Here is a 23,924-nt window from a genome sequence, read left to right as displayed (position 1 = left end):
TTGCGTATCTCCACAGACGACCACGCGACGCGCGCTGCCAGTACGGTGCTCACCGTCGACGCAGGCCATGGGATGAGCGCACGCGGCAAGTTCATTGCCGGCATCCTCACCGTTCTCCTGCTGCTCGGGGCCGGCGTCGCGCTTGCGATGGCCGACTCGATGCCGATGTTCGGCGGCCGGGCAAACTCTGTCGCTCCGGGCGGAACCCCGCAGGCGCCAGAGCGCCTCGGCACAGGCACGACCGTGCAGGGCGCGACCGCCCTTCCCGCGGCGACGGTGCAGGCCGAGTGGGACGGCCCGGCCGTGCACCTGGACTGGACCGGCGCCGAGTACGCTCGCGCCGAGACCACGTTCATCGGTGACCGCAAGGCATCGCCCGGCGACCGCGTCACCCGCACCCTGAACGTCATCAACGCGGGTCCCGGCGAGGGCGTCGCCGCTGTCACCCTCGACGTGACCGAGCTCATTCCTGAGGGCGCGTTGAACCCCGACCTCGCGAAAGACGTGACCCTGTTCTGGGACATCGCGGGCGTCACCGGCGAGGAAACCTTCGAGGCCCTGAAGGCCGGCGACAGGGTCTCCTTCGCGGAGGTTGCCGTCCAGCAGGGCGCGACGGTTCCCGTCACGTTCGGTTTCGCGATGGACGCCGCCGTGGAGACCTCGAACTCGTCTGGCGCGCCGTCGACCGAGCTGAGCTTTGACGTTGGCGTGAACCTCACGGGGGAGACCTCGACTCCCGAGATCTCCGTCACCGGTGGCACCGGGATGCTCGCGCTCATCTGCATCGCGCTCGCGCTGCTGCTCATCGGCGTCATGCTGTTTGCCGCGAAGCGCCGCCGCGAGGAGGAAGAAGAACTCGAGATCGAGGCGGTCTAACCCTCGACGGGGATGGGGTGTCTCGCGAATCGTACGGCGAGATAGACGCCGGCGGCGAGCGACGCGATCCCGAGCGGGATGTGTAAGGCCATGCCGAGGCTGAGATGGCCGAGCGTGAACTGCACGAGCTCAAGCCCGAGCAACAGCAACGACAGGTTAAAGGCGTCGCGCGGCCACCCCGCCCTGCCCTTCCAGGCCGCGAGGGTGAGAAGTACCTGGACGATTGCGACCGCGACGACAGTCATGGCAACCATCCGGTGCATCGTCTGCGGGCTCGGGCTCATCGCGTCGAGCATCGCCCCCGCGAGGAAGGGCTGCGCTGCGAGCAGCGCAGCGTGCAGGATCAGCGTCCAGCGTGTGAGCGCCGCAACCGCGCCGCCCCCGGGAGCTCGATCAGTGTCCGTCATGTGAACCTCCATCGCGGATTGCTGGGGTGTCGAGCGGCCCGGCCTCCTCGCCCGGCCGCACAACGACGAACTGCGCCATCATGCCCTGATCCTCGTGCTGGAGCAGGTGGCAGTGGAACATGTAGGGCAGGTGCGGGTCTGTTGACGTGCCGAACTCGACGTCGATGACGACGGTCCGGCTTGGCGGCGCGTACACGGTGTCTTTCCACCCGCGCAGCTCGGCGGTGGGCGCGCGGCCCTCAACCGAGTGCACCCTGAACCGGGCGTTGTGGATGTGCAGGTTGTGGGGGAGGAAGTGCTCGTTGGTGATGAGCCAGCGCTCGCGGTCTCCGACGGTGACGACCTCGTCGATGCGCGCCATGTTCATGCGCCGGTGGTTGATCTTGTTGTCCTGCAGCGTGATGGTGCGCCGCCGGTCGGGCTCGGGTGGGTCCGTGAGGGGTGCGGCGAGCGCGCCGCCCGCCGCGATCCAGCCTGTCAGGTCCGCGAGCGTCGCAGCAGCGGGGCGGGCCGTCGCGCCGTCGCGGGTGAGTTCGAGGACCTCGAAGGTGTCGCCGGTGCCGCTTGCACGCTCCGTCGTGTCCAGCAGCCCGAGCGTGTGGGGCACCGAGCGCAGCATGGCGGACGCGCCGGGTGCAAGCGCGACGACCACCTCCGCCCGTTCCCCGGGCGTCAGCGTGACCCCCGGGACCTCCACGGGCTCCGGCAACAGCCCAGAGTCGGTGCCGACGAGCAGCAGTGGGCCGGCATCGAGCTCGAAGCGGTAGCTGCGCGCCGTGGACCCGTTGAGGATGCGCAGCCGAGTGAGCTCCCGCGTCGCGGCGAAGCGGGGCGACACGGTGCCGTTGACGAGGAGCGTGTCGCCCAGCATGCCCGCCGCGTCGCGCCTGCGCTCGTCGAACGTGCCGTCGGCCGAGAAGCTGCGGTCGGTCACCACGACGGGGATGTCGTCAACACCGTACTCTCGCGGCAGCGGAGCATCCACGGGAGGCTCGGCGTCGTCGACAATGAACAGCCCGGCGCGATGGGCTGGTGCGGGCCGCCGTCGGCGATCGCCGGAAGCTTCATGCCGTGCCAGTGCGTCGTCGTCACCTCGGCGAGCTCGCTGCGCACGACAACGCGGACGCGCTCGCCCTGCGCCGCGCGGAGCGTCGGCCCGCCGAACGCGCCGTTGTACCCCCACGTGGGAGTCCGCACGCCGGCGACGAACGAACTCTCCCCGGCCTGGGCAACGAGCTCGAAGGCGCGCACGCCGTCGTCGCCGACAGTGCCCTCGTCGAGCGCGGGGATGGCGAGGGGCGCACGGACAGTGGTCGCTCCGGGTGGCAGAGCCGATCCCGATCCCGGTTCGGGGGAGATGACCGGGCGCCGCGCGACCCGCCAGCCCCCGAGCGCGACGATCGACGTCGTGACGGCGCCGGCCGCTGCCGCCGCGAGGACGCCCCTGCGGGTGATCCGCGATGAGCCGGGCATGCAGCCTCCTTGAGCCGGGGTGGGCGCTCCCACCACCCATCAGTATCGCCCATCCGCGGGCTCCAAATGTGGGAACACTCTGCGCCTCGCGTAGGATAGATATCTACGTCTACACTACGGAGGAACCCGCCAAATGAGCGAGCAGACTGCGCCGAACCCCGCCACTGAAGAAGTTCAGAGCGAAGAGGAAATCTTCGAGCAGAAGCGCATCCGTCTCGAGAAGCGGGAGCGGCTGAACGCCGCGGGTGACCTTGCCGGCGGCGCGTACCCGGTTTCGGTGCCCGTCACGACGACGATCCCGGCAGTGCGGGCCAAGTGGGGGCACCTCGAGGAGACCCCCGATTCGGCCTCGGGTGAGACCGTCGGCATCGCCGGCCGCATCGTCTTCCAGCGCAACACCGGCAAGCTCTGCTTCGCCTCGATCCAGGCCGGCGACGGTACCCGCATCCAGGCAATGCTGTCGCTCGCGGAGGTCGGCGAAGCGTCGCTCGCCGAGTACAAGGAGCTCACCGACCTCGGTGACCACCTGTTCGTGCAGGGAGAGGTGATCTCGAGCCGCCGCGGCGAGCTCTCGGTGATGGTGACCCAGTGGCAGGTCGCGGCGAAGGCGATTGCCCCGCTGCCGAACCTGCACGCCGAGCTGAACGAGGAGACGCGGGTGCGCCAGCGCTACCTCGACCTCATCGCTCGCGAGCAGGCCCGCGTCAACGTGCTCACCCGCGCGCGCACCATGGCGAGCCTGCGCGATACCTTCGCGAAGCATGACTTCATCGAGGTCGAGACCCCGATGCTGCAGACCATGCACGGCGGCGCCTCGGCCCGACCGTTCGTGACGCACTCGAACGCGTTCGACATGGAGCTTTACCTGCGCATCGCGCCCGAGCTGTTCCTCAAGCGCGCTGCCGTCGGCGGGCTCGAGCGGGTCTTCGAGATCAACCGCAACTTCCGCAACGAGGGCGCAGACTCGACCCACAGCCCCGAGTTCGCGATGCTCGAGTCATACCAGGCCTACACCGACTACAACGGCATCGCCGACCTCACGCAGGAGCTCGTGCAGAACGCCGCGCTCGCCGCGAACGTCGGCACCGAGCGCGAGGGCACGCACGTCGTGAAGTGGGCGGACGGCACGCTCTTCGACCTCGGCGGCGAGTGGAACCGTATCTCGATGTACGACTCGCTCTCGGAGGCAGCCGGCACGCAGATCACGCCGGAGACGACTGTCGCCGAGCTGCAGGCGCTCGCCGACGCCGAGGGCGTCGAGGTGCCGCTCGCAAACCACGGCAAGCTCGTCGAAGAGCTGTGGGAGCACTTTGTGATCGACTCGCTCACCACCCCGACGTTCGTCATGGACTTCCCTGTCGAGACGAGCCCGCTCACCCGACACCACCGCTCGATCCCTGGCGTCGTCGAGAAGTGGGACCTGTACATCCGCGGCTTCGAGCTGGCCACGGGATACTCCGAGCTCATCGACCCCGTCGTGCAGCGCGAGCGCTTCGTGCAGCAGGCGGCGGAGGGGGCCCGCGGCGACGTCGAAGCGATGAAGGTCGACGAGGAGTTCCTCCGCGCGCTCGAGCATGCGATGCCCCCGACCGGTGGCATGGGCATGGGCATGGACCGCCTGCTCATGGCGCTCACCGGCCTGGGAATCCGCGAGACGATCCTCTTCCCGCTCGTCAAGTAGCGACCGAGCATTGGCCGCGGAGGGCCTCCGTTCGCGCGGGGGCCCTCCGCATGAGCGGCTGCGCGTTCAGCGCGTAGCGGCGGCACGCAACTGACAGGGAATGATCGTGAAGCGCCCAGGTAATCCCAGGGGCGCTGGGGGTAAAGTTGGCAACTATGGATAACTGGTGGATGAATGCAGTCTGGTCGCTCACGCCGACCGTGCTCATCGGGCTCTTCTTCTGGATGGTTATGAGGCTCATTCTCCGGGCAGACCGCACCGAGCGACGCATCTACCGCGAGATCGAGAACGAGGAACGCCAGAAGGCCGGTCTTCCCGCACGCGAGGAGTAGCTCCCGCTTTTTCGCTACAGTTAATGCAGGCGCGGGTCTCCGCGTCGCTGCTGTAGTTCCAGGGAAAGGGCCGACATGGAGTTCTTTTCCGGCTGGAACTGGCCCGCGATTGGCGCTGCCGTCGCGCTCACCATCGACATGGCGATCCGCGTTGTCGCGCTGTTTGTGGTGCCGCGCAACCGCCGCCCAACCTCGGGCATGGCCTGGCTGCTCGCGATCTTCCTGCTGCCGGTGCCGGGACTCATCGTGTTTCTCATCATCGGCAGCAACCGGCTCCCGAAGCACCGCGAGGCGAAGCAGGACGCGATCAACAAGCTCGTCTCGAGCCTCGCGGAGCGCGAGAACCAGGGCCTGATCTCGGATATCGACGCGATGTCGCCCGGCCTTGAGAGCGCGGTCAGGCTCGGCCAGACGCTCGGCGCGCAGCCCATGCTCCGCGGCAACGTGGCGGCGATGACGATCGACTACGAGCTGTCGTTCCGTCAGATCGCCGACGCGATCGATGACGCCACAGACTACGTGCACGTGCAGTTCTACATTCTCGTGCACGACGACACGACCGACGTGGTGTTTGCTGCGATGCGGCGCGCGGTCGAGCGTGGAGTGAAGGTTCGCGTGATGCTCGACCACATCTCGGCGGTGCGCAATCCCGGCCGGAGACGAACCGCGCAGAGCCTCGATGACATGGGCGCTGAGTGGACGTACATGCTGCCCGTGCGTCCGTGGCGCGGCGAATACCAGCGCCCCGACCTGCGTAACCACCGCAAGCTCGTCGTCGTCGACGGCAAGGTCGGATTCACGGGGTCGCAAAACCTCGTCGATTCGAGCTACAACAAGCGCGGCAACATTCGCCGTGGCCTGCACTGGCGCGACATCATGGTGCGCGTGGAAGGGCCGATCGTGCTCGGCCTCGAGGCCGTCTTCCAGGCCGACTGGTATCTCGAGACCGACACGTACCTCGAGCAGCTCGACATCGAATCGTTCGAGACCGAGTTCCCGGGCGACCTCGACTGCCAGATCGTGCCGAGCGGCCCCGGGTACGCGTCCGAGAACAACCTGCAGGTGTTCGTGTCGCTGCTCTACACCGCCCGCCGCCGCATCAGCATCACGAGCCCGTACTTCGTGCCCGACGGGTCGATCATGAACGCGCTCCGCGCGGCGACCGCGCGCGGCGTCGAGGTCGAACTCTTCGTCTCAGAGATCGGCGACCAGGCGCTCGTCTACCACGCGCAGCGTTCGTACTACGAGGAGCTGCTGAACGCGGGGGTGCGAATTTGGATGTATCGGCCGCCCTTTATCCTGCACTCGAAGCACTTCACGATCGACGATGACGTCGCCGTCGTTGGCTCGTCGAATATGGATCCGCGCTCGTTCGGCCTGAACATGGAGATCTCGATGGTCGTGCGGGGGGCGAGCTTCGTGCGTGACCTCGACGAGGTCACGGACTACTACCGCGCGAACTCGCGCGAGCTGCTTCCCGAGGAGTGGGCGAAGCAGCCGGTGCGGTCGCAGCTGCTCGACGGCCTCGCGCGCCTGACCTCAGCTCTGCAGTAGCGGGCTCGCTGCCGGGGCCTTCAGCATCGTCGCGGCGTATCCGGTCGGCTCGCGGCGGAGCAGCCAGATCTCGCCGTTCAGGATCCGCGGAACGTCGACGCCTGTCAGCCGTCCGATGCCGGCGCGGAGCATCGCGCCGTGCGCGACGACGATTCCGCTCGGTGCAGCCTCGTAGAGCGCGGCGATGGCGGCGGCAGAGCGTTCGGCGACGGCCTCGAGAGGCTCCGCTCCGGGGATGCCGCTCAGGCCGGGCCAGCGCGCCTCGATGTCGGGCACGGAGAGCCCCTCGGCCTCACCGAAGTCGCGCTCCCACAGCCCGTCGTTGATGGCGGGGGTCGCGAGGCCGAGGCCCGCGGCGATGATCTCCGCGGTTTCGATCGCGCGGCCGAGTGGCGACGCGTGCACGGACGCCCATGCGTGAGCGGCGAGGGTTGCGGCGGCGCCCCGCGCCTGCTCACGGCCGGTGTCGTTGAGGGGGACCTCGGTGCGGCCCTGGATGCGCCGTGCTCGGTTCCAGTCGGTTTCGCCGTGCCGGACGAGGGCGAGCACGGGCACGTTAGCGGGAGTCATGCCTCAACGCTAGCCGGTGTGGGCGGCACGGATGCTGGATGGATCACCGCTAGACAATTCAGTTAGTGACCGCTAACCTAATTTCGAGCGGGCGCACAGACGCGCTCGACCGTGAACCGGAAGGGGACGTCGATGGAGACTCTCGCGAGCCAGGCGAGACCTGCAAGCGCCGAGTACCGCGCGAACGAAGAGGCGCACAGGGCGGCCGTCACAGAGCTGCGCGAGCGCCTCGCGGAGATCGCGCTTGGCGGCAGCGAAGCGTCGCGCGAGCGCCACGTCGGGCGCGGCAAACTGCTGCCGCGAGAGCGCGTCGAGCGCCTCGTCGACCGGGGGAGTGCGCTCCTCGAGGTCGGAGCCCTCGCGGCCGACGGCGTCTACGACGAGGACATCCCCGCCGCGGGACTCATCACGGCCGTCGGTGAGATCCACGGCCGCAAGGTGATGATCATCGCGAACGACCCGACGGTGAAGGGCGGCACGTACATGCCGCTGACAGTGAAGAAGCACCTCCGCGCGCAGGAGATCGCCGCCGAAAACGAGCTGCCCTGCGTGAGCCTCGTCGACTCGGGCGGCGCGTTCCTGCCGCTGCAAGACGACGTCTTCCCGGACCGCGAGCACTTCGGTCGCATCTTCTACAACCAGGCGCGCATGTCGGCCCGCGGCATCGCCCAGATCGCCGCCGTGATGGGGTCGAGCACCGCCGGCGGCGCCTACGTTCCCGCGATGAGTGACGAGGTCGTCATCGTGCGCGAGCAGGGCACGATCTTCCTCGGCGGCCCGCCCCTCGTGCGGGCGGCGACAGGCGAGGTCGTGAGCGCCGAGGAGCTCGGCGGCGGCGTCACCCACACCCGCGACTCAGGCGTCGCGGACCACCTCGCCGAGAACGACGAGCACGCGCTCGAGATCGTGCGCGACATTATCGCGCAGCTGCCGGCGCCCGCGCCCCGCGCCTGGGACGTTGCCGAGCCGGAGGAGCCCGCCGTCGACCCCAGCCAGCTCTACGGGGTCGTTCCGCCAGAGCCACAGTCGCCATACGACGCTCGCGAGATCATCGCGCGCATCGTCGACGGCAGCCGCTTCCACGAGTTCAAGCGTGACTTCGGTTCCACCCTCGTCACGGGCTTCGCCCACATCGAGGGCCACCCCGTCGGCATCATCGCGAACAACGGCGTGCTGTTCGCGGAGTCGGCCCAGAAGGGCGCGCACTTCGTGCAGCTCTGCGACACGCGCAAGATCCCGCTCGTGTTCCTGCAGAACCTGTCGGGCTTCATGGTCGGCCGCGAATACGAGCGCGGCGGCATCGCGAAGCACGGCGCGAAGATGGTCACCGCCGTCGCCTGCGCCCGCGTGCCGAAACTCACAGTGATCGTTGGCGGATCCTTCGGGGCTGGCAACTACGCCATGAGCGGCCGCGCCTACTCGCCCCGCTTCCTGTGGATGTGGCCAACATCGCGCATCGGCGTGATGGGCGGGCCGCAGGCCGCGTCCGTGCTCGCGACGGTGAAGCGCGACAAGATCGAGGCCGCGGGTGGCACCTGGTCGGCGGAGGAGGAGGCCGAGTTTTCGCGCCCCACCCTCGAGCGGTTCGCCGAGCAGAGCGACGCGCGCTACGCGAGCGCCCGGCTGTGGGACGACGGGATCATCGATCCGCTCGACACCCGCGGGGTGCTTGGCCTCGCGCTCGACACCGTTTCGCGGGCGCCGCTCGCGGATCAGGGCTACGGAATCTTTCGGATGTGATGGCGATGTTTTCTTCAGTACTTATTGCAAACCGCGGCGAGATCGCCTGCCGGATTATCAGGACCCTGCGCGACCTTGGCGTCCGCTCGGTCGCCGTCTACAGCGCGGTCGACGCCGATGCGCCGCACGTGCGGCTCGCTGACGAGGCCGTCGCGCTCGACGGCACGGAGCCCGGCAGCGCCGGTGGCTACCTCAGCGTCGAGCAGATCGTCGCGGCGGCGAAGGCGACCGGGGCCGAGGCGATCCACCCCGGCTACGGCTTCCTCTCCGAGCAGCCGGCGCTCGCGCTTGCGTGCGCAGAAGCCGGGATCGTGTTCGTTGGTCCATCGGTCGAGGCGCTCGAGGTGATGGGCGACAAGATCCGCGCCCGCGAGCGCGTGTCGAGGCGGGGCGTCCCGGTCGTGCCGGGCGTCTCCGAACCGGGTCTCACGAACGACGAGCTTCTCGCGCGCTCCGCCGACCTGACCTTCCCCGTGCTCGTGAAGCCCGCGGCAGGCGGCGGCGGCAAGGGCATGCACGCTGTCGCGACGCGCGAGGACCTCGCCGAGGCGCTCGCGACCGCGCGGCGCGAGGCGAAGGCATCGTTCGGCGATGACACCCTCTTCCTCGAGCGGCTGATCACCCGACCCCGCCACATCGAGGTGCAGGTCGTCGCCGACAGCCACGGCACCGTCATCCACCTTGGCGAGCGTGAGTGCTCGCTGCAGCGGCGGCACCAGAAGGTCATCGAGGAGGCGCCCGCGCCGAACCTCAGCGACGAGCTGCGCGCCCAGCTCGCGGAGGCGGCGGTCGAGACCGCTCGCAGTATCGATTACCGCGGCGCTGGCACCGTCGAGTTCATCGTGTCGGCAGACGACCCGAACGAGTTCGCGTTCATGGAGATGAACACGCGGCTGCAGGTCGAGCACCCCGTCACCGAGGAGGTGACGGGCGTCGACCTCGTCGCCGCCCAGCTGCGCGTCGCCGCCGGCGAGCCGCTCGGCATCGACCAGGCGGACGTGCGCCTCGACGGGCACGCTATTGAGGCACGCATCTACGCGGAGGACCCGCGCGCGGGCTTCCTGCCGACGGGCGGCGTGCTCGAATCGGTGTCACTCCCCGCGGGCGAGGGTGTCCGCGTCGACGCCGCCCTCACCGAGGGGTCGAAGATCACGTCGGACTACGACCCGATGCTCGCAAAAGTCATGACCTGGGCGCCCGACCGGGCCGGGGCGATCCGGCTGCTGCGGGGCGCGCTCACCGACACGGTGACGCTCGGCGTTGACACGAACGTCGAGTTCCTCCGGCTGCTGCTCGACGACGCCGACGTGCGCGCGGGCCTGCTCGACACCGCCCTCATCGAGCGGGTCACGCCCGAGCTCGCGTTCCGCGATCCTGACGACACCGCGTTCGCCGCGGCCGCGCTCGTGCTCCACGCGCGCGAGGTTGCCGCATCTCCCCCCGGGGCGGCGGGCCTCGGCTGGCGCGTCGGCGAGCACGCGGCGGCCCGCTTCCGGCTCCGCGTCGCGGGCCAGACGGACACGGTGCGCACGGTCCAGGTTGCCGGCGAGCCCGGAGCCGCGCGCGTGCGCGTCGACGACGGGCAGTGGCGCACCGCGGGAGTCCGCGTGACCGAACGCCCGGACGCGGCGCAGCGCCCGAGCGGCACCGCCCAGATCAGGATCGACGGTCGCACCGAGCACGCCCACTTCGTGTTCGACCCGCGCGCGGTGAGCGCCCGGCCGGGCAGCATCGCCGGCGCGCTGCGACTCGCGATCGGCGGGGCCGCGTGGCGGTTCGAGGACGTCGTGCTCGAGCGCGTGACGCGTTCGGACGCGGCAGCCCCCGAACTGCTCTCACCGATGCCTGGCGCCGTTGTCGCCGTGCACGCGGAAGATGGCGCCACCGTCGCCGCCGGTCAGCCGGTGCTCAGCGTCGAAGCGATGAAGATGGAGCATGTGCTTCGTGCCCCGGTCGCCGGAACGCTCGTGCTCCGCGTCGCAGCGGGCCAGCAGGTTGGCGCGAATGAGGTGCTCGCCGAGGTCACTCCTGACTCCGACGCTGCGGCCGCCAGCACCACTGAACTAGGATCGGCCGAAGAGCAGCCGAGCGATGCAGCCAAGGAGGGCGCAGCACGATGACCGGACGAATCTTTGAACAGCGCGGGCGATACTTCGAGGAGTTCGAGGAGGGTGACGTCTACGTGCACGCGCCCGCCCGCACCGTCACCGAGGCCGACAACGTGCTGTTCACGACGCTCACCATGAACCCGCAGTCGCTGCACCTTGACGCCGAGTGGTCCGCCACGACCGAGTTCGGGGAGCGGCTCGTGAACAGCATGTTCACGCTCTCCACGATGGTCGGGCTGTCGGTCGCGCAGCTCACGCAGGGCACCATCGTCGCCAACCTCGGTATGACCGACATCCGGTTCCCGTCGCCGATGCGCGCCGGAGACACGATGACCGCCGAGACCCGCATCCTCGGCAAGCGCCTCTCGAAGTCGCGCCCGGGCCAGGGCGTCGTCGAGTTTGAGCACACCGCGCGCGACCAGCGCGGCAACATCGTCGCGGTCGCCAAGCGGTCCACGCTCATGCGCTGCCGTCCCGATGACGCCCCGGGCGTCGACGCGACGGGATCCGCGGAGTCCGCCGCGAGCCCCGCGGAGGCAGACGCATGATCACCGGTCCAGCACTGCTCTTCTGCCCAGGCGACCGCCCGGACCGCTACGCGAAGGCGTTCGACAGGGCCGACAGCGTCATCATCGACCTCGAAGACGCGGTTGCCCCGACGGACAAGCAGACGGCGCGGGCCGCGTTGGTCGCGACGCCGCTCGATCCTGATCGCGTGATCGTGCGCGTGAACCCGCGCAGCTCCGAGTTCTTCGACGCCGACCTCGCCGCCGTCGCGCAGACCCCGTACCGCGCCATCATGCTCCCGAAGGCCGAGCGGCCGAGCGACCTCGACGGCCTCGAGGGCTACGAGGTGATCGCGCTCTGCGAGACGCCCGTCGGCATCCGAGACGTCGACGCGCTCGCCGCAGACCCGCGGGTTGCCGCGCTCACCTGGGGTGCCGAGGATCTTGTCGCCGGCATCGGCGGGTTCAAGAGTCGCACGCCCGACGGGCGGCTCGGCAAGCTCGCCGAGTACGCCCGGGCGCGCGTGCTGATCGCTGCTGCTGCTGCGGGCAAGCCGGCCTTTGACACGGTGCGCACGGATCTCGCCGACGACGAGGGGCTCCGCGAGGAGGCGTCGGAGGCGGCGGCGTCCGGCTTCCGGGGTGCGATGTGTTTGCACCCGCGCCAGGTGCCGGTGCTGCGCGAGGCGTACCTCCCGGACGCCGCGGCGATCGAGTGGGCGACGGGCGTGCTCGCCGCCTGGGCGAACGCGCCGAGCGGGGTCTTTGCATACAATGGGCAGATGATCGACGAGCCGCTCCTGCGCCAGGCGCGCCGCATCGCGGAGGTCGCGGACGCTGCCGAGGACGCGGCAACCGGTGAAGCGTCAGGAGCCGGAAGCACGCCGGGAGCCGCGGGCTGACCCATGGCGTTCGAAGCGGACGGACAGGGCGCGGCTGAGGGGCCGCGGCCGCCCGTCGTGCCGCGACGGTCGGCCTCGCTGCTCCTCGTGCGCGATGATCCGCTGCGCGTGCTCATGCTCAGACGGGGGAGCACCAGGGGTGCGTTCCCGTCGGCGCTGGTCTTCCCGGGCGGCGTGCTCGAAGTGGAGGACGGGGCCGCGGCCGTCGCGCACGGCCACGCCGCGGGCGACGAGTCGGCCGCGCTGCGCGCGACGGCGATCCGCGAGACCTGGGAGGAAGTCGGCGTGCTCCTCGCCCGCGACCCGAGCGAACGCCTGTTGACCGGGCCGCAGGTCCCGACCCCCGAGGCGGCCGGTGCCGCCGGGCTTGGCGGGGTGCTCGGGGCAGCTGCCGCCAGGCTCGCGCTCGACGACGTCGTCCCGTTCGGGCGGTGGATCACCCCGGTCGAGGGCAAGCGTAGATTCGATACCGACTTCTTCATCGCCCGCGCGCCCGACGAACAAGAGCCGACCGCGGACGGGGTCGAAGCCGTCGCGCTGCGGTGGGTCGAACCGGCCGAAGTGCCGTCGCTCACGAGCGAGATGCTGCTGCTGCCGACGCTCATGAACCTCAGGCGACTCGGCTCGTTCGGCTCGGTCGCCGAGGCCGTGGAGGCGTCCCCGCGCCTGCCCCGTATCGCGGTCACGCCAACTGTTGGCTTTGACGGTGCGGGCAACCCCGTCGTGCGGATCCCCGCCGAGGCAGGCTACGGCGTCACCGAGTTCCGGCCGCGTGACCAGGGGCACTTCCAGTTCGAGCGCTAGTGGCGGCGGCATTGCCGCCGAGACGGCCTCGTTCCGCCGAGACGGCCTCGGCCCGCCGAGACCGTGCTGTTCCTCCGAGACCGCGCCACATGCCGCGACATCCGGTGCCTGCTCGGAGGGCGAGGGCGGTCTCGCATGTGGTCGCGAGCGCTAGGGCGAGTCCGCGGTGAAGAGGGCGCTGAGCGCGAGGTCGGCGAGGATATCCCGCACCCGCGAAGGCGACGCGAGGGACCCGCTGTACGGGGTCGAGTTGAGCAGGCCGAAGACTGCGTGCAGCCGGACTGTGAGGTCGGCTCGGCTCGCGTCGGGCATGAGGCGCTCGGTGATCTGTACCCAGCCGTTCACGTAGCGGCGCTGCAGGCTGCGCACGCGGCGGCGGGGCTCCTCGGGGAGGTTCACGAGCTCGCGCTCCTGCGCGAGAATCACGTCGCGCTCGTTTGTTGCAAAGTCGAGGTGGAAACGCACGAGCCTGCGCAGGGTTTCCTCGTCGCTGAGCTCCTCCGCGATGATCGCCTCGTAGCCCGCGAGGAGCCGCTCACTGGCCCCGACAAGCAGCTGCGTCAGGATGTCTTCCTTGCTCGAAAAGTGCCTGTAGAGCGCGGGGCCACTCACTCCCACGGCAGCACCCAGCAGGTCGATGGAGACGCCGCTGAAGCCGCGCTCCGCGATGAGCGACGCTGCCGCTTCGAGGTAGCGCTCGCGGCGCTGAGCCTTGGCGACCTCCCGGGGCGAACTAGACATGGCCTCATCGTATCCCAGCGCCGTGGTTTCGTGGAGAAGACGGTGCTCGTCGGTTATCGTCCGGTAACTGTGCCGGTCGAGCCGAGGTGTCTCGATGTTACTCGCCGACGACGAGCAGGTCGCCCACCTCGCAGTCGAGGGCGCGGCAGATCGCGGTGAGCGTCGTGAATCGAATCGCCTTCGCCCGATCGTTCTTGAGTACCGACAGATTGACGATGCTCACGCCGACCCGCTCAGCCAGCTCGGTGAGGGTCATCCCGCGCTCGGCGAGGAGCTCGTCGAGCCGACAGTGGATCGCGTGCCCGTCCGCTGGTTCGGCCGGCGTCATACGAGCCCCTCGGTCTCGCGCTGCAGCCGGGCGCCGACCGTGAACGCTGTGGCTACGACGGCGACCGTGAAAGCGGCGAGCAAGTAGACGAGCGGGTCGGCCGCGAAGACGCTTGAAATCAGCCCCCCACCTACGGCCGAGTGGACTGCCTCGTTGGCGAGCATTGTGCTGGCGAGGTTTGCGAGCGAGTACCCGACGAGGCCCGAAATACCCGCGGTGACGACGAGTGCAGTGTTGCGTCGGGAGAAGATCTTGCCGCGCAGGATTGAGGCGGCGAGTGCGAGCAGACAGCCTGTCACCACGATCGTTGTCACCGCCGCGAGGATCGGGGCCGCGATGCCAGGAACGAGCGCGGGAGCGGCGAGGGAATCGACTCGGATGGTGCCTGTTGCTCCCGTTACTGAGAGCACTGCTCCCGTACCGGGGTCGAGTGAGACGGTCATTCCTTCGGGGAACTGGATGGGAACGAGATGCGGCCCCTCGCCGAGCATCGCCAGCACCCTGGTGACCGCTTGAATGCCGGTGAACACGATGATCGCTGCGCCCGCGACGACGAACGCCCAGATGGCAAATCGGTCGCCACGCGATACCTCCGGGGTATGAGTGGTTGGTGACATGAGCGTCCTCCGCTGTCGGGCCGGAGGCGTTGCGCACGTTCCGGCGATCCTTATCGATAATCGTTGTTATCGCTTATCGATAACCTACGTGCTCGCGGGCCGCCGCGTCAAGCGCGCATACCCCGAACGCTCGACCCCGTAGCTCCGACCCCAGAAGCGGGGCAGACGCCGTAACGCCTCTGGCGAACACGGCCCCAATGACAGGAAAGGGCGCGTAGCCTTTAACCAGCGGCGGTTCCATACCCCGTGGACCGTCAAGGAGGGTATAGATGTTTGAGAGATTCACTGACCGCGCTCGCCGCGTGATCGTGCTCGCCCAGGAAGAGGCGAAGCTGCTCAACCACAACTACATTGGTACTGAGCACATCCTGCTCGGCCTCATTCACGAGGGCGAGGGTGTCGCAGCGAAGGCTCTTGAGCAGCTCGACATTTCACTCGACGCTGTGCGCGCGCAGGTCACTGAGATCATCGGAACAGGCCAGCAGCCGCCGTCGGGGCACATTCCGTTCACGCCTCGCGCGAAGAAGATGCTTGAGCTGAGCCTGCGCGAGTCGCTGCAGCTCGGCCACAACTACATTGGCACGGAGCACATCCTGCTCGGCCTCATCCGCGAGGGCGAGGGTGTCGCAGCCCAGGTGCTCGTGAAGCTCGGCGCCGACCTGAACCGCGTGCGCCAGGCCGTGATCCAGCTCCTCTCCGGCTACCAGGCCGGCAAGGAGAACGCGACCGTTGGTGCCCCCGAGGCCGGCGACGCCCCGAAGGGCTCGCAGGTGCTCGACCAGTTCGGCCGCAACCTCACACAGGCCGCCCGTGAGGGCAAGCTTGACCCCGTTATCGGGCGTGAGAAGGAGGTCGAGCGGGTCATGCAGATCCTCTCGCGCCGCTCCAAGAACAACCCAGTGCTCATCGGTGAACCGGGTGTCGGTAAGACCGCTGTCGTCGAGGGTCTCGCGCAGGCCATCGTCAAGGGCGAGGTCCCCGAGACGCTGAAGGACAAGCAGGTCTACGTCCTCGACCTGTCGTCGATGATCGCCGGCAGCCGCTACCGTGGCGACTTCGAGGAGCGCCTGAAGAAGGTCACCAAGGAGATCCGTAACCGCGGCGACATCATCATCTTCATCGACGAGATCCACACGCTCGTCGGCGCTGGTGCTGCCGAGGGCGCGATCGACGCGGCGAACATCTTGAAGCCGATGCTCTCGCGCGGCGAGCTGCAGACCATCGGTGCGACCACGCTTGACGAGTTCCGCAAGCACTTCGAGAAGGACGCAGCGCTCGAGCGCCGTTTCCAGTCGATCATGGTGAACGAACCGTCGCTGCCGCACACCATCAATATTCTGAAGGGTCTCCGCGACCGCTACGAGGCGCACCACAAGGTCTCGATCACCGACGGCGCAATCGTCGCCGCCGTGAATCTCGCGGACCGGTACGTTCAGGATCGCTTCCTCCCGGACAAGGCCATCGACCTGATCGACGAGGCAGGCGCACGCCTGCGGCTCTCGATCCTGTCGAGCCCGCCCGAGCTGCGCGAATTCGACGAGAAGATCGCCGTCGTCCGGGCCGACAAGGAGCAGGCGATCGAGGCTCAGGACTTCGAGAAGGCCGCGAACAAGCGCGACGAGGAGAAGAAGCTCATCGCCGAACGCCTCCGCCTCGAGAAGCAGTGGCGCGCGGGCGACGTCGCGACGAACGCCGAGGTCGATGAGGGGCTCATCGCCGAGGTGCTCGCGCAGGCGACCGGCATTCCCGTGTTCAAGCTCACCGAGGAAGAGACCTCGCGTCTCCGCTTCATGGAGGATGCCCTGCACCAGCGGGTCATCGGCCAGAACGAGGCAATCTCGGCGCTCGCGAAGACGATCCGCCGCCAGCGTGCTGGCCTGAAGGATCCGAAGCGCCCCTCGGGCTCGTTCATCTTCGCCGGCCCCACCGGTGTCGGCAAGACCGAGCTCGCGAAGGCACTCGCGGAGTTCCTGTTCGACGACGAAGACGCGCTCATCTCGCTCGACATGTCCGAGTACGGCGAGAAGCACACCGTGTCGCGCCTGTTCGGTGCCCCTCCCGGGTTCGTCGGATTCGAAGAGGGCGGTCAGCTCACCGAGAAGGTGCGCCGCAAGCCGTTCTCCGTCGTGCTCTTCGACGAGATCGAGAAGGCTCACCCTGACATCTTCAACTCGCTGCTGCAGGTGCTCGAGGAGGGTCGCCTCACCGACGGCCAGGGCCGCGTGGTCGACTTCAAGAACACCGTGATCATCATGACGACGAACCTCGGTTCGACCGCGATCGCTGGTGGCCCTGTCGGGTTCCAGCTCGAGGGCGACTCGCAGGTCGGCTACGAGACGATGAAGGGCAAGGTCAACGAGGAGCTCAAGAAGCACTTCAAGCCCGAGTTCCTGAACCGTGTCGATGACACGATCGTGTTCCCGCAGCTGTCGAAGCCCGAACTGCTGCAGATCGTGGACCTGTTCGTGAAGCAGCTGAAGGATCGCCTGCTCGACCGCGACATGTACATCGAGATCACGACGCCCGCGCGCGAACGACTCTCCGAGATTGGGTACGACCCGACGCTCGGTGCACGTCCGCTGCGCCGCGCGATGCAGCGGGAGATCGAGGATCAGCTCTCCGAGAAGATCCTCGGCGCCGAACTGCTCGCTGGCGACACCGTGATGGTCGACGTCAAGGACGGCAAGTTCACCTTCGAGACGAAGCGCGACCAGCAGAAGTCGCACGGCGAGGCCGCGGCCTCTGCCGCGGCGGCCGCCGCCTCGACCGGGCTCACCCCCGGCCAGGGCGAATAGCCCTAGCGCGTTCACTCCCCAGAGGGGGCTCGGCTTCATGCCGGGCCCCCTCTGGGCGTTTGGGGAGCGGACGCCGCTGGGGCGCTGCACTGCCTGGGCAATGAGCCGTAGCTATGGGATCGGCAGTTGGTATGCCCTGGCAGCTGGAGGTGGGCAGATCTTCTGCAGATCCCATTGGGTGCGGCGGGGTCTGGCTGGGTGCTGGTGGGTGTAGTCGGTGCGGCTGGGTGGGGCGTGATGTAGCTGGGTGTGGCTGGGCGCTGGGGCGCGGCCTTGCAGTGGGCGGTACATCTGGGATCGTCAGTTGGTATGGCCTGACAGCCGGGGGAGGGCAGATCTTCTGCAGATCCCATTGCGTGCGCCGGGGGCGGCTGGGCGTGGCCGGGGCGGCCGGTGCGGGCACACGGGACTGCTGGGCGACCACCCGAGCAAACGCCCTCTACCCCGGGCGCACCCCGCTTACCCCAGGGCGCCCTCGTGTGTGAGCAGCCGATGCTTCACCTCAGTGCCGAAGAGGTACCCGCCGAGGCCGCCGTCGGCGCGCACAATGCGGTGGCAGGGGACGATCAGTGCGACAAGGTTCGTGGCGCAGCCCGAGGCCGCGGCCCGGACCGCCGCGGGCCTGCCAGCCAACGCCGCAAGCGTGGTGTAGGTCACCGCGTCGCCAGCTGGCACCCGGCGGAGCGCCCGCGACACCTCGCCGCGGAAGGGCGTCTCCCGCTGTGCGACCGCAATGGTGTCGATCGCTGCGAGGTCGCCGTCGGCGTAGGCCCGCAGCGCGTCGGGCACGGCTCCCGATGTCGCAGGCTTGGTGGCGAGCCCCCGGCCGGCGAGACCGGGGTCGCTTGTCGTGAGCCGGTCCCAGAGCGGGTCTGACACGACCTGCGCGCGCGAGATCGCGGTGGACCCGTTATTGCCGCCAGGCCCCGCAGTCGCGGCCCGGGCGTCCGGCACCGTGAGCCTGGAGGATTCGAGATCTGATGGTGCCGCCAGGAACCCGGCCGCGCACACCGAACCGTCCTCGGGCCGCCAGATAGCGACAAACGGACTTCCGACGATGTCGACGACTGTGTAAGACAGGGAAGCGTTCATGGGGTGTCCTTCGTGTCTTTCGGAGGGTTGGAGGTCGCGGGCGAGGCACCGCCCGCGGCGGCGTGAGCCAGGAAATCTGCCCAGAGGTACTGCGTCGCGTAGCCCCGGAACGGGCGCCAGGCCTCTGCGGCGGCCTCGGCTGCTTTCGCCCCGGCGACGCCAAGAGCCCGGCGCAAGATGAGGTCGCCGGCGGGGTAGGCGTCAGGGTCCCCGAGCGCACGCATCGCGATCAGCTCGACGGTCCACGGCCCAATGCCCCGGAGTGCGATGAGCTCGGCTCGCGCCCGCTCACGGTCGGCGCCCTGGCCGATGTCGAGCCCACGCTCGAGCGCACCCGCGAGCCCCCGGAGCGTCGCCGCGCGAGCGCCAGTGATGCGGAGCGTCGACTGGAGCGATTCTGGAGTCTCCGCCGCGATCCGGGAGGCGTCGACACGACCCGAGAACCCGAGTTCGGCGTGGCCGCCCGGCTCGGCGAACTCGGCAACGAGCCGGCCCTGGAGCGTGCGGGCGGCGGCGAGCGAGACCTGCTGCCCGAGCACGGTCGCGAGCGCGAACTCGTGCGGGTCTCGGGCGCCGGGGAGCCGCAGCCCCGGACGCGCGGCGACGAGCGGGCCGAGGATGGGGTCGCCAGCGAACGCCTCGGCGAGCTGTGCCGGGTCCGCGTCAAGATCGAGCATGCGCCGAACGACCTGGATCGCGGGCATCGTGTCTGCGAGGCTCGGCAACGCCAGCGTGACCGGGATCCCGAGCGTGCCGGGCTCCTGTTCGGCGACGGCCGGCACGTCGGCCCACGAGATCGTGGCGCGCGCGGTGCCGCCGGGCACGTCGATGGCGTGAGAGGTCGGGGCCGCCGTTGACGGGAGATCCGCCGTGCCTGCGCCGATCATGTCGCGCCCCGGGATCGCGTGCGCGGCGAGGAACGACCGCGTCGCCTGCGCGTCGAACGGCGCCCGCGTCTGCAACCTCAGCGTCACCGTCGGCCACTCCCGCGACTCGGGCCCGGGCCGCTCGCCGTCGCCGCCGGTGCCAGTGGCGCCCCCGGCTTGCGCGTCCTGCCCCGCGCGCCTGGCAATCGCCGAGGGTGCCATCCCGAACTCATCGCGCATCGTGTCGCCGAACTGCCGCACGCTGCCGAACCCGGCGGCGAACGCCACGTCCGTGAGCGACAGGTCGGTCTGCTCGATCAGGATCCGCGCGGCGTGCGCACGCCGCGTCCGCGCGAGTTGGATCGGCGTCGCGCCGATTTCGTCGAGCAGGATCCGCCGCAGGTGCCGCTCGCTCACGGCAAGCGAGCTCGCCAGCCCTGTGACGCCGCCGGCGTCGATAGCGCCGTCGCGGATTCCGCGGACCGCTCGAGCGACGAGGTCGCTGCGGTGGTCCCAGTCCCGGCTGCCTGGGAGCGCGTCGGGGCGGCAACGCTTGCACGCGCGGAACCCCGCGGCAACGCACGCGGCTGCGCTCGGGAAGAATCGGCAGTTCGCAGGCTTCGGCTTCCGGGCCGGGCAGGACGGGCGGCAGTAGATGCCGGTGCTCGTCACCCCGAGGTAGAACCGGCCGTCCCAGCGCCTGTCGCGGCCAGACGCGGCGCGGTAGCAGGCGTCGAAACTGAGCGGGAGCGCTGCGAATTGAGTGGACACGGAATCATTCTGCCGCGCACGGCTGGGATGAGGCACGCGGGAATCGGACACGACGGTGGGAGCATGCGCGCGGACTAGACTTTGTGCATGAGTGTCAGCGACGTTAGCGCTATCAGTGTCCGGCCTGCGACGACCCACGACGTCGTCAAGATCGTGAACCTTATGGAGCCGCTTGTCGCGAGGCGAATCCTGCTCGGCAAGGACCTTGTCGAGCTGTACGGGGCGGTACCGGGGTTCATGGTCGCGGAGGACGAGGCTGGCGACGTCATCGGGTACGGCGCGTTGCACGTGATGTGGGAGCACCTCGGTGAGGTGCGCACGCTCGGCGTCTCCGAGGACTATCTCGGCAAGGGCGTCGGCCGTGCCGTGCTACTCGCACTCGAGGAGCGCGCTCGCGGGCTCGGACTGCAGTTACTGTTCTGCCTCACGTTCGAGACCGAGTTCTTTGGCCGCAACGGGTTCGAAGAGGTCGGGGAGGACGCCGAGCTGGTCGCAGCAGAGGTGTACGCCGAGCTGCTTCGCTCGCACGACGAGGGCATCGCCGAGTTCCTTGATCTCGCGAGGGTGAAGCCGAACACGCTTGGCAACACCCGCATGTTGAAGCGCCTGTAGTCAGAGGTCGGGGGTACGCTGAGGCCATGGCCAGGCGACCAGCTCAAGATCCGTCGGAGCAGCACGGAGCGCGGTCGGCCCTGCGCGACCCCGTGGGGCCGGAGGATCGGAGTGTCTACGTCCGGCGCAGACTCATCGTTCTGCTCGGCCTCGTCGCTGTTGTTGTCGCGATCGTGCTGATTGTCGTGCGGCCAGGGGCGGCGGCGCCGGACGACGCGAAGGACGTCAAGGTCCCGTCCGACGTCGCCGAAACCCCGAAGCCCGATGCTGCGAAGGCCGGGGAACCGGTCGCGTGCGCGAAGGCCGCGCTCGAGGTGGTCCCCGTGACCGACCAGGGCTCGTACGGCGACGGCGAGTTCCCGCAGCTGTCGCTCAGCGTGAAGAACACGGGCAAGGACGCATGCGTCGCCGACCTCGGCACCGCCGGCATGAGCTTCACGGTGTCGAGCGGCAGCGACGACGTCTGGCGCTCGACGGACTGCCAGACGAACGCGGAGTCGCTCCCCGTCGTGCTGAAAGCAGGGGAGACCCTGGAGAGCGAGCCTGTCTCGTGGGACCGGACGCGGTCGAGTACGGAGACCTGCGAGATCACGCGCGACCCGGTCGTGGCCGGCGGCGCCTCCTACCACCTGAGCGCGGGGGCTGGCGGAGCTGAGAGCGAAGAGACCGCGCAGTTCCTGCTCTACTAGCTCTGCGTCACCGACGTCGCGCAGACCCCATCGCGGCGGGTCGTCGCGTCATGTCTCACCGCGATTCGCGAGGATCGCCCGCGTAGACTTGGGGCATGACCCAGCTGCCCCCTGACCGCGACCCCAACGAAACGCCCGAGGACGGCGCTGTCGATCCCGGTACCGCCACCCCAGGCGTGCCTGCCCTGCAGTCGTTCCCGCACCGGCCCGAGCCCGAACAGGACGGCTCCGAGCAGCAGCCCGCCGCACAGGCGTCGCCCTCAGGGTTCCCAGCTCCCGAGCAGCCGGCGCCTGGCGCCCCGCAGCCCGCCCAGGGCTGGGCACAGCCAGCAGGCCAGCCGACGTATCAGCAGCCGGGCTACGCGCAGCCTGGCTACGCGCAGCCCGGGTATCCGGTCGGTCAGCCGTACGCGCCGGCCGCGCCGCCGATGAACGTGTTTGCGATCGTCGGGTTCATCGCCGTGTTCTTCTCGGGCATCGTTGGTGTCATTCTCGGCCACATCGCGCTCAGCAAGATCAAGCGCACGGGAGAAGGCGGGCGGGGACTCGCACTCGCCGCGACGATCATCGGCTACGTGCGTATCGGGCTGAGCATCCTCGGCACGATCCTGTTCTTCGTCTTCTTCGGCGTGTTTGGCGCGTTCGGCTCCGCGTACAGCTCGGCGGTCGACGCCGACGCCTACGATCACGGCGACAGCGAGTTCCACAGCCCGGGCGACGACTGGACCGAGGTGCCGGACCCGCGCTTCAGCGACACGCCGTGGATCGGCTCCGAGAACGAGGCACTATGCACCGCGCTGCTCGCGCCGGAGGTATCGATCTTCGACGACCCCGCGGCGTACTACACCGACCTGCTCGCGGCATCGGACGACGCCGAGTTCTCAGCGCTCGTTTCGGAGTTGCTGGCGTTCGCTGAGACGGACGAGCAGCTCACCTTGGATCAGGTGAAGCAGCGCTCGGACGCGGAGTCGCAGTGGGCTGAGGCGAGCTCGCAGCTCGGCGCGATCTGCATGGGCGAGGACGCGAGCGCGCGCTAACCCGCACGGGGGCCGCGGCCTACTGCGCCCAGAGCGCCGACAGCGGCGGTGTCTCGCCCAGGATCCTGGCTGCGGCTCGCCGCCCGGATTCCAGTGCGGCGGTGACGGTCGCGGGGTCGTCCTGCCACGTCGCCTCGCCGGCGATGTGGAGCGTCGCCGTTGCCCAGTCGCGTGCGGCCCCTGTGGGAGTCGACGGGCCGCCGAGCGGGGCGGCGATCCGTTCGTGATCCGCCGGCGTCGATCCGACGGTCATGTAGGCGTAGGATCCGCGGGAGAACTCGTCGTCCTGCCACCGAGTGACCCGCACCTCTGTCGGGTCGGGAACATCGGGTCCGTAGATGTCGCGGAGCGCGCTCATCACGGAGCCCGTGATCCGCTCGTCGCTCCACCCCCGCGTCGCGAGGGCGCAGTCGCCGGCGGCGAACGTCAGCAGCGTCGGCCCGCCGCCGAGTCGCGTGAGATCGTACCAGGAGTGCCACCATGCCGCGCGCTCGCCCTGCCTGCGGATCGCGTAGACGTCGCGATCCCAGAACGGTTCATCGAAGCGCAGGAACACCTTTTCGAACGCGTTCATCGTCAGCCGCGAGAGCGGACCGCTGACGTCGTCTGGCAGCGACGGTTCGAACGCAATCGCACCCGACCGAAGTACCCCGACCGGGACTGTGACGACGACGCGGTCCGCGTGGAACTCGCCGGCGCCAGTGTCGACTGTCACCGGCGCGATCGCGGGATCGGTGCCGGGCACGGCCGCCCATCGGATCGCTCGGACGGTGTGCTCGAGCCTGACGTCGATCCCGCGACCGATCCCGCTGGCGAGCGCGTCGTAGCCGCCGGGGAAGACGACCTCGTCGCCGTCCACCTCGTCGTCGTCGAGCCCGTGCGCGTCGAGCAGCGACGCGTCGACCCCGTACTGCTCCTCGGCGCGGTGCGCGAGGTACTCGGACACGCGGGCCGCGCGAGCGTCGTCCCATCCGCTCTGCCGCGCGACCGCCTCGACCGCGGTGGCCGACGCCGCAGCGTACGTGTGGCCGGCCGGGAGGGCCTGGACGACCGCTGCGAGGCGGCGGTCGACGGCCGCGACATCGGCGACGAACGCCGCCCGGGCTGCGGCGCTCAGTCGCTCACCGGTGGGGCCGTAGTAGGCGATGGGCCGCCCGCCTGCCTGGTAGCCGCCGACGGTGAACTCGGCCATGTCGAGGCCGAGCCCGACCGCGACCGCATGGACCGAGCTGTCAGTGATCCCGTGAATCCAGGATCCCCCAACGTCGGTGACGCGGCCGCCGATCCGCTCGGAGTGCAGCCTGCCGCCGATCCGATTGCGTGCCTCGAGCACGGTGACCCGCTGGCCAGCGTGCGCGAGTAGCCGGGCCGCGGTGAGGCCCGCGACGCCGGCGCCTACAACGATCGTGTCGAATCGCTCCAC

General features: G+C 69.3%; 23 protein-coding genes. 13 read left to right on the top strand and 10 right to left on the bottom strand.

Annotated features, from left to right (window positions below):
* Window positions 1-876, top strand: coding sequence for a hypothetical protein (locus tag BJ960_RS12180; protein ID WP_185987473.1), 876 nt, complete (start codon window positions 1-3; stop codon window positions 874-876).
* Here BJ960_RS12180 and BJ960_RS12175 read toward each other — a convergent pair.
* From BJ960_RS12175 to BJ960_RS12165, 3 genes are read right to left on the bottom strand one after another with little or no spacing between them, the layout of a single operon-like run.
* Entirely contained in the window at window positions 873-1,283 is a 411-nt protein-coding gene (locus BJ960_RS12175; protein WP_185987472.1) for a hypothetical protein, read from the bottom strand. The two genes, BJ960_RS12180 and BJ960_RS12175, sit on opposite strands and share 4 nt — an antisense overlap.
* Window positions 1,270-2,268 (bottom strand): multicopper oxidase family protein, encoded by a 999-nt coding sequence (locus tag BJ960_RS17225; protein ID WP_185987471.1) that lies wholly within the window; start codon window positions 2,266-2,268, stop codon window positions 1,270-1,272. The genes BJ960_RS12175 and BJ960_RS17225 overlap by 14 nt, the downstream gene beginning before the upstream one ends.
* On the bottom strand, window positions 2,214-2,756 hold the full coding sequence (locus BJ960_RS12165) for a multicopper oxidase domain-containing protein (protein WP_185987470.1): 543 nt from the start codon (window positions 2,754-2,756) through the stop codon (window positions 2,214-2,216). The genes BJ960_RS17225 and BJ960_RS12165 overlap by 55 nt, the downstream gene beginning before the upstream one ends.
* 133 nt (window positions 2,757-2,889) lie before the next feature.
* Here BJ960_RS12165 and lysS point away from each other — a divergent pair, with 133 nt between their 5' ends.
* The 3 genes from lysS to cls all read left to right on the top strand — a co-directional run bounded on the left by lysS (window position 2,890) and on the right by cls (window position 6,323).
* The gene (gene lysS / locus BJ960_RS12160) at window positions 2,890-4,437 is read left to right on the top strand and encodes a lysine--tRNA ligase (RefSeq protein WP_185987469.1); all 1,548 of its coding nucleotides are present in this window, start codon (window positions 2,890-2,892) and stop codon (window positions 4,435-4,437) included.
* 170 nt (window positions 4,438-4,607) lie between these two features.
* A complete protein-coding gene (locus tag BJ960_RS12155; protein WP_162921328.1) occupies window positions 4,608-4,769 on the top strand; it encodes a hypothetical protein in 162 nt (53 codons plus the stop codon).
* A gap of 75 nt (window positions 4,770-4,844) precedes the next feature.
* On the top strand, window positions 4,845-6,323 hold the full coding sequence (gene cls / locus BJ960_RS12150; RefSeq protein WP_185987468.1) for a cardiolipin synthase: 1,479 nt from the start codon (window positions 4,845-4,847) through the stop codon (window positions 6,321-6,323).
* Here cls and BJ960_RS12145 read toward each other — a convergent pair.
* Complete coding sequence (locus BJ960_RS12145) at window positions 6,309-6,893, bottom strand: histidine phosphatase family protein (RefSeq protein WP_185987467.1); 585 nt, start codon at window positions 6,891-6,893, stop codon at window positions 6,309-6,311. The two genes, cls and BJ960_RS12145, sit on opposite strands and share 15 nt — an antisense overlap.
* A 132-nt stretch (window positions 6,894-7,025) precedes the next feature.
* On the opposite strand from BJ960_RS12145, the gene BJ960_RS12140 reads away from it, so the two are divergent.
* Genes BJ960_RS12140 through BJ960_RS12120 form a run of 5 tightly spaced genes read left to right on the top strand, consistent with a single transcriptional unit; the run spans window position 7,026 to window position 12,953 of the window.
* The gene (locus BJ960_RS12140; protein WP_185987466.1) at window positions 7,026-8,633 is read left to right on the top strand and encodes a carboxyl transferase domain-containing protein; all 1,608 of its coding nucleotides are present in this window, start codon (window positions 7,026-7,028) and stop codon (window positions 8,631-8,633) included.
* Window positions 8,633-10,753, top strand: coding sequence for an acetyl/propionyl/methylcrotonyl-CoA carboxylase subunit alpha (locus BJ960_RS12135; RefSeq protein WP_185987465.1), 2,121 nt, complete (start codon window positions 8,633-8,635; stop codon window positions 10,751-10,753). The genes BJ960_RS12140 and BJ960_RS12135 overlap by 1 nt, the downstream gene beginning before the upstream one ends.
* Window positions 10,750-11,289: a MaoC family dehydratase gene (locus tag BJ960_RS12130; RefSeq protein WP_121077778.1), complete on the top strand. Its 540-nt coding sequence runs from the start codon at window positions 10,750-10,752 to the stop codon at window positions 11,287-11,289. Before BJ960_RS12135 ends, BJ960_RS12130 begins: the two co-directional genes overlap by 4 nt.
* Entirely contained in the window at window positions 11,286-12,149 is an 864-nt protein-coding gene (locus tag BJ960_RS12125) for an HpcH/HpaI aldolase/citrate lyase family protein (protein ID WP_185987464.1), read from the top strand. The genes BJ960_RS12130 and BJ960_RS12125 overlap by 4 nt, the downstream gene beginning before the upstream one ends.
* Window positions 12,150-12,152: 3 nt before the next feature.
* Window positions 12,153-12,953 carry an NUDIX hydrolase gene (locus tag BJ960_RS12120; protein WP_185987463.1) on the top strand — a complete coding sequence of 267 codons (801 nt, stop codon included), beginning with the start codon at window positions 12,153-12,155 and terminating at the stop codon, window positions 12,951-12,953.
* A gap of 150 nt (window positions 12,954-13,103) precedes the next feature.
* On the opposite strand, the gene BJ960_RS12115 is transcribed toward BJ960_RS12120, so the two are convergent.
* The 3 genes from BJ960_RS12115 to BJ960_RS12105 all read right to left on the bottom strand — a co-directional run bounded on the left by BJ960_RS12115 (window position 13,104) and on the right by BJ960_RS12105 (window position 14,639).
* Window positions 13,104-13,694, bottom strand: coding sequence for a TetR/AcrR family transcriptional regulator (locus BJ960_RS12115; protein ID WP_185987462.1), 591 nt, complete (start codon window positions 13,692-13,694; stop codon window positions 13,104-13,106).
* Window positions 13,695-13,791: 97 nt separating this feature from the next.
* The gene (locus BJ960_RS12110) at window positions 13,792-14,022 is read right to left on the bottom strand and encodes a helix-turn-helix domain-containing protein (protein ID WP_185987461.1); all 231 of its coding nucleotides are present in this window, start codon (window positions 14,020-14,022) and stop codon (window positions 13,792-13,794) included.
* Window positions 14,019-14,639 (bottom strand): DUF2975 domain-containing protein, encoded by a 621-nt coding sequence (locus BJ960_RS12105; protein ID WP_185987460.1) that lies wholly within the window; start codon window positions 14,637-14,639, stop codon window positions 14,019-14,021. Before BJ960_RS12105 ends, BJ960_RS12110 begins: the two co-directional genes overlap by 4 nt.
* A 269-nt stretch (window positions 14,640-14,908) precedes the next feature.
* Between BJ960_RS12105 and BJ960_RS12100 the strand changes: the two genes are divergently transcribed.
* Complete coding sequence (locus tag BJ960_RS12100; protein ID WP_185987459.1) at window positions 14,909-17,434, top strand: ATP-dependent Clp protease ATP-binding subunit; 2,526 nt, start codon at window positions 14,909-14,911, stop codon at window positions 17,432-17,434.
* A 459-nt stretch (window positions 17,435-17,893) separates the two neighbouring features.
* On the opposite strand, the gene BJ960_RS12095 is transcribed toward BJ960_RS12100, so the two are convergent.
* Both BJ960_RS12095 and BJ960_RS12090 read right to left on the bottom strand, forming a co-directional pair.
* A complete protein-coding gene (locus BJ960_RS12095; RefSeq protein ID WP_185987458.1) occupies window positions 17,894-18,526 on the bottom strand; it encodes a methylated-DNA--[protein]-cysteine S-methyltransferase in 633 nt (210 codons plus the stop codon).
* The gene (locus tag BJ960_RS12090; protein ID WP_185987457.1) at window positions 18,523-20,163 is read right to left on the bottom strand and encodes a DNA-3-methyladenine glycosylase 2 family protein; all 1,641 of its coding nucleotides are present in this window, start codon (window positions 20,161-20,163) and stop codon (window positions 18,523-18,525) included. The genes BJ960_RS12095 and BJ960_RS12090 overlap by 4 nt, the downstream gene beginning before the upstream one ends.
* 87 nt (window positions 20,164-20,250) lie before the next feature.
* On the opposite strand from BJ960_RS12090, the gene BJ960_RS12085 reads away from it, so the two are divergent.
* The 3 genes from BJ960_RS12085 (at window position 20,251) to BJ960_RS16790 (ending at window position 22,501) form a co-directional block, all read left to right on the top strand.
* Window positions 20,251-20,775, top strand: a complete 525-nt coding sequence (locus BJ960_RS12085; protein WP_185987456.1) for an amino-acid N-acetyltransferase — start codon at window positions 20,251-20,253, stop codon at window positions 20,773-20,775.
* Between the two features lie 26 nt (window positions 20,776-20,801).
* Window positions 20,802-21,464 (top strand): hypothetical protein, encoded by a 663-nt coding sequence (locus tag BJ960_RS12080; protein WP_121077758.1) that lies wholly within the window; start codon window positions 20,802-20,804, stop codon window positions 21,462-21,464.
* 95 nt (window positions 21,465-21,559) lie between these two features.
* Window positions 21,560-22,501 (top strand): DUF4190 domain-containing protein, encoded by a 942-nt coding sequence (locus BJ960_RS16790; protein WP_237463453.1) that lies wholly within the window; start codon window positions 21,560-21,562, stop codon window positions 22,499-22,501.
* A 19-nt stretch (window positions 22,502-22,520) separates the two neighbouring features.
* On the opposite strand, the gene BJ960_RS12070 is transcribed toward BJ960_RS16790, so the two are convergent.
* A complete protein-coding gene (locus BJ960_RS12070) occupies window positions 22,521-23,924 on the bottom strand; it encodes a flavin monoamine oxidase family protein (RefSeq protein WP_185987455.1) in 1,404 nt (467 codons plus the stop codon).

This window comes from Leucobacter aridicollis (assembly GCF_013409595.1).
GTDB classification, from domain to species: Bacteria; Actinomycetota; Actinomycetes; order Actinomycetales; family Microbacteriaceae; genus Leucobacter; species Leucobacter aridicollis.
This window is presented reverse-complemented; position numbering and strand designations above follow the sequence as displayed.

Bases quoted from the DNA above. Each gene is read 5' to 3' on its own strand.
- BJ960_RS12125 (WP_185987464.1), top strand. From the start codon at position 11,286: ATGATCACCGGTCCAGCACTGCTCTTCTGCCCAGGCGACCGCCCGGAC.
- BJ960_RS12080 (WP_121077758.1), top strand. From the start codon at position 20,802: ATGGCCAGGCGACCAGCTCAAGATCCGTCGGAGCAGCACGGAGCGCGG.
- BJ960_RS12110 (WP_185987461.1), bottom strand. From the start codon at position 14,022: ATGACGCCGGCCGAACCAGCGGACGGGCACGCGATCCACTGTCGGCTC.
- BJ960_RS12085 (WP_185987456.1), top strand. From the start codon at position 20,251: ATGAGTGTCAGCGACGTTAGCGCTATCAGTGTCCGGCCTGCGACGACC.
- lysS (WP_185987469.1), top strand. From the start codon at position 2,890: ATGAGCGAGCAGACTGCGCCGAACCCCGCCACTGAAGAAGTTCAGAGC.
- BJ960_RS12145 (WP_185987467.1), bottom strand. From the start codon at position 6,893: ATGACTCCCGCTAACGTGCCCGTGCTCGCCCTCGTCCGGCACGGCGAA.
- BJ960_RS12105 (WP_185987460.1), bottom strand. From the start codon at position 14,639: ATGTCACCAACCACTCATACCCCGGAGGTATCGCGTGGCGACCGATTT.
- BJ960_RS16790 (WP_237463453.1), top strand. From the start codon at position 21,560: ATGACCCAGCTGCCCCCTGACCGCGACCCCAACGAAACGCCCGAGGAC.
- BJ960_RS12175 (WP_185987472.1), bottom strand. From the start codon at position 1,283: ATGACGGACACTGATCGAGCTCCCGGGGGCGGCGCGGTTGCGGCGCTC.
- BJ960_RS12140 (WP_185987466.1), top strand. From the start codon at position 7,026: ATGGAGACTCTCGCGAGCCAGGCGAGACCTGCAAGCGCCGAGTACCGC.
- cls (WP_185987468.1), top strand. From the start codon at position 4,845: ATGGAGTTCTTTTCCGGCTGGAACTGGCCCGCGATTGGCGCTGCCGTC.
- BJ960_RS12120 (WP_185987463.1), top strand. From the start codon at position 12,153: ATGGCGTTCGAAGCGGACGGACAGGGCGCGGCTGAGGGGCCGCGGCCG.
- BJ960_RS12155 (WP_162921328.1), top strand. From the start codon at position 4,608: ATGAATGCAGTCTGGTCGCTCACGCCGACCGTGCTCATCGGGCTCTTC.
- BJ960_RS12100 (WP_185987459.1), top strand. From the start codon at position 14,909: ATGTTTGAGAGATTCACTGACCGCGCTCGCCGCGTGATCGTGCTCGCC.
- BJ960_RS12165 (WP_185987470.1), bottom strand. From the start codon at position 2,756: ATGCCCGGCTCATCGCGGATCACCCGCAGGGGCGTCCTCGCGGCGGCA.
- BJ960_RS12095 (WP_185987458.1), bottom strand. From the start codon at position 18,526: ATGAACGCTTCCCTGTCTTACACAGTCGTCGACATCGTCGGAAGTCCG.
- BJ960_RS12130 (WP_121077778.1), top strand. From the start codon at position 10,750: ATGACCGGACGAATCTTTGAACAGCGCGGGCGATACTTCGAGGAGTTC.
- BJ960_RS12115 (WP_185987462.1), bottom strand. From the start codon at position 13,694: ATGTCTAGTTCGCCCCGGGAGGTCGCCAAGGCTCAGCGCCGCGAGCGC.
- BJ960_RS12135 (WP_185987465.1), top strand. From the start codon at position 8,633: ATGGCGATGTTTTCTTCAGTACTTATTGCAAACCGCGGCGAGATCGCC.